The organism is Asanoa hainanensis (assembly GCF_900188485.1).
GTDB classification, from domain to species: Bacteria; Actinomycetota; Actinomycetes; order Mycobacteriales; family Micromonosporaceae; genus Asanoa; species Asanoa hainanensis.
Genome location: NZ_FZPH01000028.1, coordinates 24429 through 34265, shown reverse-complemented (window position 1 = coordinate 34265; position 9837 = coordinate 24429). Strand labels below are relative to the sequence as shown.

General features: G+C 68.0%; 6 protein-coding genes. 1 reads left to right on the top strand and 5 read right to left on the bottom strand.

The window, feature by feature from the left end:
• Nucleotides 1-21: 21 nt before the first annotated feature.
• From CHC05_RS42945 to CHC05_RS41110, 5 genes are all read right to left on the bottom strand, one after another.
• Nucleotides 22-2178 (bottom strand): non-ribosomal peptide synthetase, encoded by a 2157-nt coding sequence (locus CHC05_RS42945; RefSeq protein ID WP_245871436.1) that lies wholly within the window; start codon nt 2176-2178, stop codon nt 22-24.
• Nucleotides 2179-3188: 1010 nt separating this feature from the next.
• Complete coding sequence (locus CHC05_RS42940; protein ID WP_089255556.1) at nt 3189-4478, bottom strand: cytochrome P450; 1290 nt, start codon at nt 4476-4478, stop codon at nt 3189-3191.
• Entirely contained in the window at nt 4475-5344 is an 870-nt protein-coding gene (locus CHC05_RS38260) for a glycosyltransferase family 2 protein (protein ID WP_179266571.1), read from the bottom strand. The genes CHC05_RS42940 and CHC05_RS38260 overlap by 4 nt, the downstream gene beginning before the upstream one ends.
• 4 nt (nt 5345-5348) lie before the next feature.
• Nucleotides 5349-7346, bottom strand: a complete 1998-nt coding sequence (locus CHC05_RS38255; protein ID WP_144022968.1) for a carbamoyltransferase C-terminal domain-containing protein — start codon at nt 7344-7346, stop codon at nt 5349-5351.
• A gap of 50 nt (nt 7347-7396) precedes the next feature.
• A complete protein-coding gene (locus CHC05_RS41110) occupies nt 7397-8221 on the bottom strand; it encodes a hypothetical protein (protein ID WP_144022967.1) in 825 nt (274 codons plus the stop codon).
• Between the two features lie 395 nt (nt 8222-8616).
• Here CHC05_RS41110 and CHC05_RS38250 point away from each other — a divergent pair, with 395 nt between their 5' ends.
• Nucleotides 8617-9813, top strand: a complete 1197-nt coding sequence (locus CHC05_RS38250; RefSeq protein ID WP_089255553.1) for a helix-turn-helix domain-containing protein — start codon at nt 8617-8619, stop codon at nt 9811-9813.
• Nucleotides 9814-9837 lie beyond the last annotated feature (24 nt).

Here is a 9837-nt window from a genome sequence, read left to right as displayed (position 1 = left end):
ATGCGCAGGCGCTGCGGGCCGTCAGGGTCGTGGTCTCGGCTTGTGGGCGCTCTGCTCGAGCAGTTCCGCCAGCTCACCGACCGTGGCGGCGACGCAGGTCAGCCGGAATGCCGCGGGTGCCGTGACGGCTCCTTCGGCCGTGACGAGTGCCGCCAGACGGATCGCGTTGGCGGCGAACATGTCGTCGTCGGGCAGCCGTTCGTCCGGATCCGCAGGGGGGCGTCCGAACACGGTGGTCCATGCGTCTCGCAGCGCTTGACCGGCCGGCCCGTCCAGGGCGGCTCGCCGGCGCCGCTGTGCTGACCCGGTGGCCCCCTGTGCGTGCAGCGCTTTCCGGTCGACCTTGCCATTGTCGTTGAGCGGTACGGCGGGGATGCGGTGCAGCTGTGAGGGGACGAGGTAGTCCGGCAGGTGCCTGTTGAGGTGGGCGCGCGCCTCGTCCGGGGCGAGTCCGTCGGCTGACACGTAGTACCCCGCCAGAGCGAACGTTGCTCGCGTCGCCCCGACCACGGTGACCACGGCCGCGTCGATGGAGGGGTGGGCGACCAGGGCGGCCTCGACTTCGGCGGGCTCCACGCGGTAGCCGCGGATCTTCACTTGATCGTCGATGCGGCCGAGGAACTCCAGCAGGCCGGTAGGAAGCCACCGGCCGATGTCGCCGGTGCGATACATCCGGGCGTCCGGCACGGAGCTGAACGGGTCCGGCAGGAACTTCTCCTCGGTGAGATGTGGCTTGCCGGTGTAGCCGCGCACGACGCAGGCGCCTCCGATGTAGAGCTCGCCGGGGACTCCCACGGAAACCGGGCGCAATGCGTCGTCGAGGACGTACATGGTGGTGTTGGGGATGGGCCGGCCGATCGGCAGGGACTCGCCGACTTCGTCTCCGGTGACCGTGTGCACGCAGTTGCCGACGGACGCCTCGGTCGGCCCGTATTCGTTGATCATCGGTGTCGCGTCGTCGATCCGGCGCCAGCTCCGCATGATCCGCACCGGGAAGGCGTCGGCTCCCACGGCGAGGAAGTGCGCCAGCGAGCGTGCCTGTTCCGGTGTGAGCAGCTCACCGAGGACCGCCAGCTGACCTGGGGTGAGTTTGAGGAAGCTGAAGGGGGCGAGCTCGTTTAGGCGCCGCGCGACCTGACCGGTGTCGAGCGTCTCGTCGAGAACGCACACCCGCTGGCCCATGATCAGCGGCGTGTAGACGTTGGGCACCACCATGTCGAAGGCCACGGAGGAAAACAGCGCGGCCCCGCCGTCACCGTGAGAGGCGTACTCCTGCACGCACCAGCGCAGGTAGTTCGCCACGCCGGCGTGGGGAACCTCGACGCCTTTGGGAACTCCGGTCGACCCGGACGTGTAAATCACGTACATCAGGTCCTGCGGGCTGCAGGTGCGGCCAAGGGCGGTAACCGGCTCTTGGAGCGTGTCGCCGACGTCCATCCGCCGCACCGTCCAGGCGCCGGCCGGCACCTGGGCGTGGTAGACGGCGTCGGTGAGGACGGTCGAGACGCCCGCATCCTGCAGCAGGTAGAGGATCCGATCTGCGGGCTGTCCCGGCTCCAGGGGAAGGTAGGCGGCGCCGGCCTTCAGTACGGCGAGGAAGGCGACGATCATGGAGACGTCTCGTCGGGCGTAGATCCCCACGACCGACCCGACGGTGATGCCGTCCGCTCGCAACTTGTGAGCGAGCTGGTTTGACCGCTCGTTCAGCTGTCGGTAGGTCAGCCGTTCGTGCGTGCCGACGACCGCGACCGCGTCGGGTGTTCGCCGGGCCTGTTGCTCGAACAACTCATGAACGCAGTAAGGCGGCGGGTACGCGATGTTCCGGCCGTTCCACTGATGCAGGACCAACTCCTCCTGGTCGCCGGTCAGCGATGAAACGTCTTGGTGGTTGGCGGAGGCGTCGATGGCGCCGAGCGCGGTGGCATGCAGCCGCAGCAGTTCGCGTGCCTGCCCGGCAGTTATTTCGGGCCCCGCGGTGATTTGTAGCGTCAACTGGCTGCTGTCCGGGTGGTGCAGGACGTCCACCCGGCAGGTTCCGTCAAACGGTGCGCTGAACTCGATGTGCTCCGAGGTTGCGCGGTCCAGGTCTGAAGCCGAGCACGGATCGGGCAGGACGGTCACGGCGAACGTGGTGTCGAGGATCCGGTCGGACCGCAGCCGGTGGTGCAGCCGCAGCATTGACCGGTCGGTGGCACGCGCGGCCCGGTCCCGGGCAGCGGTCACTTCCCGGGACAGGTCGGCCCAGGTCCCGCCCCCGGTCCTTACGCGTACAGGGACGGTGACGCAGCGCGCGCCGACAGGAACGGCGTGCTCGGTGTCGGTGGGTGTGGTCTCGACTCCGACGGCGAGGTCGGAACGTCCGGTGGCGAGGGCTACCGCCTTGACGTGGGCGGTCAGCGCCGCGTCGGCCAGGGAGATCCCGCAGCGGTCGGCGAAGCGGCCCAGCCTGGCGTTGACGTCGTCGGGCAGCGGCATCCGCACGACGGTCTCCGCTGCGTCCCGTGCGGAGCCGTGTGCCCAGAATGCCGGGGTGCTCGGGACGAAGTCGACGAAGGTTTCTGCCCAGCCTTCCGTCGGCGTGTCCGGGAGGGCCTCAGCGGGTAAGACGCCGTCGCGACGCGCTCCTTGCGGCCCTCGAGGACTCTCAACGTCGATTGCCGTCGCGGCCCGCGTGCCGTTAGCGAGTTCCGTGGGCGCACCGGTGTATCGGGCGCGTAACTGCCGGTGCAGGGTGGCCGCCGATGCGGGATCGAGCAGCGCCGGGTGGCTGACGGTGTGCACCTCGACGGTGCTGTCGCGTTCCACCAGGACGAACTTGATCAAAGGAGCTTCTTGCATGGCCAAGGGCTCACTGCGTACCTCGGAAAGAATATTGGCTGCGCCCGGGCCGCTGCCGGCGAAGACGATCGCCGGAACGGTGCCCGGCCGCTCGATCCAGGCCGGCCGGCCGGCCGTGACGTCGACCGCGGACCGCAGCGCGAGGTATCGGTCGCTCAGCCAGTTCACGGCCGCCGCGAACATGTCGACGTCGATCGGGCGCGGCCAGACGCTGACCGCGGTCAACCGAGGGTGATGCTGACCGGCTCGGTGGGTCAGGTGTAGCAGCGCGAGCTGCGATTCGCTGAGCGCTTCAGCGTCGGCGGTGCTCGTGCTCAACGGGCTCTCCTTTCTCGGCGCGGGGTTGTAGCTCATGTCGACGGGTGGGCGGTGATGAGCCTGACGGGCAAGGTCTGGTAGCCCCAGGTGCGGTTGGACCGCATTCGGCGGGCGCTGCCGCTGACTTCCGGGACCGTTGCGCGTGTGGCCAGTTCTTCGAGCAGGATCCGAATCTCCTGCCGGGCGGTCCACGCGCCGAGGCAAAAGTGGCTCCCCATCCCGAAGCTCAGGTGCCGGTTTGGTTCCCGGCCCACATCGAACGACTCGGCGTCCGGGAACGCGGCATGGTCCCGGTTGGCGATCGGCGGCCACAGACTCACCTGCTGCCCCGCCCTGACCCTCTGACCAGCGATCTCGATGTCCGTGGTCGCGGTACGCACGATGTTCAGGCTGGGCGCGGACCATCGGATGATTTCTTCCACGGCGGCCGGCATGAGCGATGGGTCTTTGCGCAGGCGGGCCCACTGCCCGGGATGCTCGGCCAGTGCGACAACGGCGCCGGCCAGCGCGTGGCGTGTCGTCTCGTGCCCACCGGCGAGCAGGAGGTGCGCGTTGACGAGGATCTCCGTGGGCGTGAGGCCGGTGTCGTTGCCCGCCTGGGGGCGGGCCAGGGCACTGATGATGTCGTCGCCCGGGTTTCTGCGACGCTCGCGGAGGCGATCCGCGAAGTACCCGAAGAGTTCGGCGTTCGCGGTGACGGCCGGCGAAGCGGTGCCGCCGCCTTCGGCAGCGGGATGGTCTTGCCTCTGGCCGCTCGTCGCTCCGAACGCCGTCTCGGTCCACCGTGCCACCGTCCTGCGGTCAGCGGCTGGGATCCCGAGGATGGCGCCGAGCACCGACCATGTCAGTTCGGCGGCGATCTCGGTCATGAAGTCGAACTCGGTTCCGTCGGCGTGCTTGTCCACCGCCATTCGAGCGGCGGCACGTAATACAGGCAGGAGCTGTTGCATCGCGGTTTCGCTCAGATGCGGGCTGAGCGTGGCCTTGATGCGGCGGTGATCGCCACGGTCAGCTTGGACGAGCATCGTGCCGGCAGCGGGCTGTTCCATGCCTCCGGCCTGGCCGACCTGGATGCCCTGTCGGCTGGTGAAAGCGTTCTTGCTCCGAAAGACCGTCACCGCGTCGGCGTAGCGCGTGAACGCCCAGAATCCGGCACCGCCGGGACGGTGATTCCAGTAGACCGGGTGTTCACGCTGCAGCTGGCGCAGCAGGTCGAGGCCGCCGTCGGGCGCGGTGTACAAGACCGGATCGGCCAGGTCGATGCAGGTCAACGGGAAGCGCGCGGTGCCCACCTGTCCGGCCGAGAAGGTGTGGCCGTTCATAGCGGTGCCCCGGCGGAGGTGTCCTCGCCGGCAGTTAGCTGCGCGAGTGCAGCCATCTGCTGACGCAGTGCGGGAAGGAACCGCAGCGCCGTGGCGTCACGCACCTCGTTTCGGTTCCATTGGGCGAACTCGTCATGTTCGCGAGAGACGGATTCGTCCGCCCATCCTCTGTCGGCGCGGCCGCGGGCGACCTTTGCCCGCCACTCGAGTTGCGACTTGGTCATGTAGTGGTGGATCCGGACGATGTCCATACCGCGGGCCAGCTGAGCGGACCTGCGGCTGACGCCGTCGCGCGCAAGCAGGAAGTCACGCTCTCCGCGCGGGTTGGCGTAGGCGGCTGTGTCGAGATGGTGCACATGCAGGTGGGGGCGCACGACCCGGGCGGGCCTGACGACACTCTTGACGGGGGTCACAGTGTCGTCGTCTGCGTGCTGGCGCCGCTGGAAACGTTCGATGACGGGTTCCGGACGATGGACGAGTTCCCCGCTCGACCCGAAGATCAGCCATGGAAGCCACATGCCGTCCAGGTCATCGACGGTGGCGAGAACATCGGTAAGGCGGGTGGCCTCGACAGGGACGGCGAACTCGTCGAGGTCGCAGAACAGCACCCAGTCGCTGGTGCCTCGCAGACGCCCCAACGCGTCCTCGTATGCCGGAACTTGCGGTCCGTGTCGGAAGCGGCCGGTCCAGGGGACGCAGATGATGGCGCCGGCACGGTCGAGCGCGTGGAGCAGGCGGTGTCCGGCGACGTCGTGACCGTTGTCGTAGATGATGACGCGGTCAGCGCCGATCACCCTCTGGTAGGCCACCCACTCCAGCAGGTACGGCGTTTCGTTCCGGGCGATCGCGACAACGCTCAGCTTCATCGGGTCACTGTCCCGTCGGCTGCGCTTCGTACTGCGGCAGCGGCAGCGACGGTGGTGTGAGCGCCGGCAACCCGTTGTTCCAGCGCAGCAGCTTTCGGCGGCGAAGGTCCAGCGCGATGTCGATGACGTCGTCGACGCTCGCCCCGGCGACCTGCGCGATGGCCGTGAGAGGACGGTCGCCGTCGGCCAACTGCAGCACCGCGGCCGCGACACCATCGGTTTGCGCCTCGGCGATGTCGATGGCCGCCGGTGCGAGAGCTCCGAAGTCCGGGGCCGGGACCTCGACCGGCCCGAGAAACACCCGGTCCAATCGCGACCCGTAGAGGCAGTCGAGGGCTTCCTCTGGCCTTTCCACGATGGGCATTCCGCGAAGGTTGAACGACGTGTTCAGCAGCACCGGTAGCCCGGTTAGCCGGTCGAATGCCTCCAGCAGCCCCCGGAAGCTGCCGGGCAGGTCGGCTGCCACTGTTTGCACCCGGCAGGTGCCGTCGACATGGACGATCTCGGTGACCTGGCCGCGGGCGTGCTGCGCCACCGGCCACACCTGCAGCATGAACGGGCTGTCGGCGGTAGCCATCTCGAACCACTTGTCGGCCCGCTCGGCCAGCACCGCGCCGGCGAACGGGCGGAACGTCTCCCGGTACTTGACCTTGTGGTTGAGGAGGTCCTTCATGCCAGGGATCCCAGGGTGGCACAGGATGGAGCGGGCGCCCAGAGCGCGGGGGCCGAGCTCACCGCGGTCGTCGAACCAACCGATGATCTGTCCCTCCGCGATGGCCTTGGCGGCCGCGGCGGCGGCGTCCGCCATCGAGGAATGCTCGATCGGCTCCAGTCCCCATTCCCGCGCCAACGCGGGAATGTCCCGGCCGGTCAGCCGGGGCGGCCCGAAATAGACGTGCTGTAGCCGCGGTGCCGGCCCGGCCTTGAGCTGCCGGCCCGCAGCCGCGGTGAGGTTGTGGTGTGCGTACAACGCGGCGCCGGCAGCGTTGCCGTCGTCGGTGGCGGCGGGAAAGACCGACAGCCGGTCGATCGGCGCGTCTCTGAGCAGCCGGGCGTTGAGCACGGAGTTGAGGAAGCATCCGCCACTGAGAACCAGCGACGGCAGGTTGGTTCGTGAGACGAGGTCACGGACCAGGTATAGGCAGGCTTCCTCGAACTCAATCTGGATCTGGGCGGCGAGGTCGCGATGTTTGTCCTGCAGCGGTGCGCCGGCCGGACGGGGCAGCAGGCGCAGGCCCGCGGCGTCGCGGACGGCGAAGCCGAGGTCGACGAGCGACGCGGCGGCGCGGTCGAACCTCAGCCCGCCCGGCGTCACGTCGATGAACAGGTTTTCCCTGCTAATCCGCTTGCCGAACGGAGCAAGACCCATCGTCTTGCCGGCATCGTCGTACGTGCCGGCTTCGAAGAACCCGAGAGCCAGGGTGATCACGCGGTAGAGCTCTCCGATGCCGCTGAGCTGCTCGGGCAGCCCGATCGTCCCGTCCTGCCGTATTCGGCCCGCGATCCGATGATGGTCGCGCTCGGTGCGCAGGACGACCTGCGGCATCTCGCCCGGCCGGAAGGCGAACCCCGTCTCGCGTTCGCGGCCGGCGCCGTAGCGCGAGCCGTAGGCGTCGACGACCAGCGCCGAGGCCTGCTCGAATCCGGAGGTGTAGAACGCCGCTGAGGCGTGCGCGAGGTGGTGCGCCGGATGCGGCATTGCGAGCCGCTTGGCCGCGGGCACGATGAGGCCGAGGCTGTCGGCAAGCTGATCCTCGTCCTGCTGGTCGCGTGATTCGGTGGATGTCGCGATCCAGTGGTCGATGTCGGCGGCCGAAAGCCGCTCGCCGTCGAGGACTTCGCGGGTGAGCCGGGCCATCGCGGCGGCGTAGGCATGCGCTGCTACGACACCCCGCTTGATGCGGCAGCTGCGCTCGAGCGCTGCCGCGGCACGGATCCGGCCGTCGTCGACCAGGCAGACGCTGCTGTCGTGGCTGAGGTTGTAGCCGATGACGAGAGGCATGTGGGTTGCTCCGGGGAGGAAGAGGGCGGGAGGAGACGACGAGGCCCGGATCAGGACTTCGCGGTGATCAGCCAGTAACCCCACATGAGTGAGCGCCGGGTGACACCGGCTTCGCCGCCGGTGACGCCGTGTAGTGCGCTGGAGCAGTTGGGCATGATGAAGGCGCGGTTGGGGCAAAAGTAGATGTGTCCGGCCGGTGTCCGGCCGGTGTTCGGGCTGAAGGACACGGTTTCGACCTCGTCGGGCGCGATGGCGTACGTGGTGGTTCCCCATCGGCCCGGTGATTCGTCGGTGGTTGGTCCGCGCAGGTCGAGGTAGAGCACGATGGTTAGCAGCTTCGGCAGCGAGTCGACGTGGGCTCCGAGGGCTTCTGCCTGGCCCTGGTCTTGGTTGGCCCATAGCCGGAACCCGGGCTGGGTGATGTTCCGTACATCGGGGTGAGCGAGGTTTTCCTCGACGACGTCGGCGAAGCGGGTGAACAAGGCGCGGGTGAGCGGAGCCGAGCGTGTGAGCCGAGCCAGGCTTCCCCAGGTGTCCGGCGGGTCGACGGTTTCGGGCTTCCAGCTCTGCAGCCCGGCGCTGTGGCGTGAGCCGACATGTTTGGCGCTGCCGCCCCCGACGTTGACGGGGTTCAACGTCAGCTGCGGCCAGTCGCGCAGCACGTCCTGGTACAGGGGGTCGGGGAGGAAACCGTCGACCGTGGCGACGGTGAACGGCTCCTGGGAAACGCGGGCGCGGCCGATAGAGAAGGCGAGCTCGGCGGCGTGGGGTTCGTTCTCGGTGCCGGCCCCGGGTCCTGAGCAGTAAGCGTCCAGATACGCGGCTACCCGCGGATACCGGCTGGTGTCTAGCGGAGGAGCGGTGGACGTTGTCACGCTGTTTCCTTCCTCTACCAGGCGAACCGCACTGCGAGACGTGCGCGACCGTTCCGATCGGGAATGTCGCGGCGCTGGCTAGCCAAGCGCTTCTGCGGCGGGTTGTGCTGATCACACGACGGTGAGGTAACGGAGGGTGGCGCAGACGTTACGAACGCATTGACCACTGTGCTTCCTGCGCAGGCTGCGTGTCGAGAGCCGACTGGCCTGGGAACGCGCACAATTTGTGCGCGTTCCCGGCTTGCGCCACGATGCTGATCTGTGGCTGGTCCGCGCTGCGACTGAGGCGACAAGGAGCGCTGCCGAAGGTCAACCCTCAGGTGGGCTCCAGTGAGGCATCGCGCGCGCGGTTTCGGCAGTTGACGGGGCTCTGCGCTCGGCGTGATGGTTGATTCATGCGCAACGACGAGCACATCGGCGCACGGATTGCGACATGGCGACGGATACGTGGGCATACTCAGCGTCAATTGGCCGAAGGTACGAACACCTCCTTGAGCCTTATCCAGAAGATCGAGCGTGGCGAGCGCGCCGCGACAGGCTCGGTGATCTCTGCCGCTTCGCGCTACCTCGGGATCGACCGTGGGACGCTCACAGGCCAGCCGTATCTGACCCGGGACCGCGGTGAGAACAACGTGCACGCGTCGGTGACCGCGATTCGCCGAGAACTGGCCTCGTACCAGATGCCGCCTGAAGACGAGGTGCCCACACCGGACTTGGCGGCCCTGGGCGCGCTCACCGCCAAGGTGTCGGCGATGCGCCACCGGGCCGACTTCGATGCCCTCGGTACCGCATTGCCGCTGGCCCTGCAACAGCTCAGACATGCCACACACGCGACCTCAGGAACGGCAAGGGAAGCCGTCATGGCAATGCTCGCCGAGGTGTATTACGCCGCCCGGCAGCTCACTCACAAGCTTGGCTACTTCGACCTGACGTCGTTGCTCGCGGACCGCTATGGGTGGGCAGCGGGGCAGGCGGGGAACCCACATTTGCAGGCCCTCGCGGATGTCCTACGTGCCGGTGATCTTGACTCCGTCGGCGATTGCCGCAGCGCCCGGACCGTCCTCCGCATGACCACCTCAAGATTTGATCTCCACGCACGGTCGTCGAGCGATTTGTCGGTGTGGGGATGGCTGCACCTCATGTCCGCATACATGGCAGCCCACGCGAAGGACTCCGCCGCCACGTGGGCGCACTACGAAGAAGCCCGAGCCGCCGCTGAAAGTCTCGCCACCGATCAAGATCACTATCGCCTTGCGTTTGGCCCGACGAACGTTGCTATATGGGGCACAGCTCTCGGCGTCGAGTTGATGGACAGCGCGCAGGCGCTCGAGCGCGCCCAACACGTGCACCTGACCCCCTCGACGCCTCCTGAACGCGCTGGGCACCACTACATCGACCTAGCACGCGCTCAGCTCCTGCACGGCCGCCGCGATGCCGCGCTGCGATCCCTGCTCACCGCACGGTCAATCACACCCCAACAAGTCCGTCACCACCCGCTGGCGCGCGACACCGTCATCACCCTCGCCCAAACGGAGCGCCGCTCAACATCAACGCTGCGAAGTGTCGCCAATTGGATGGGCATCGAGGATTGATCGACTGCTTGAGGAAGCCACCTG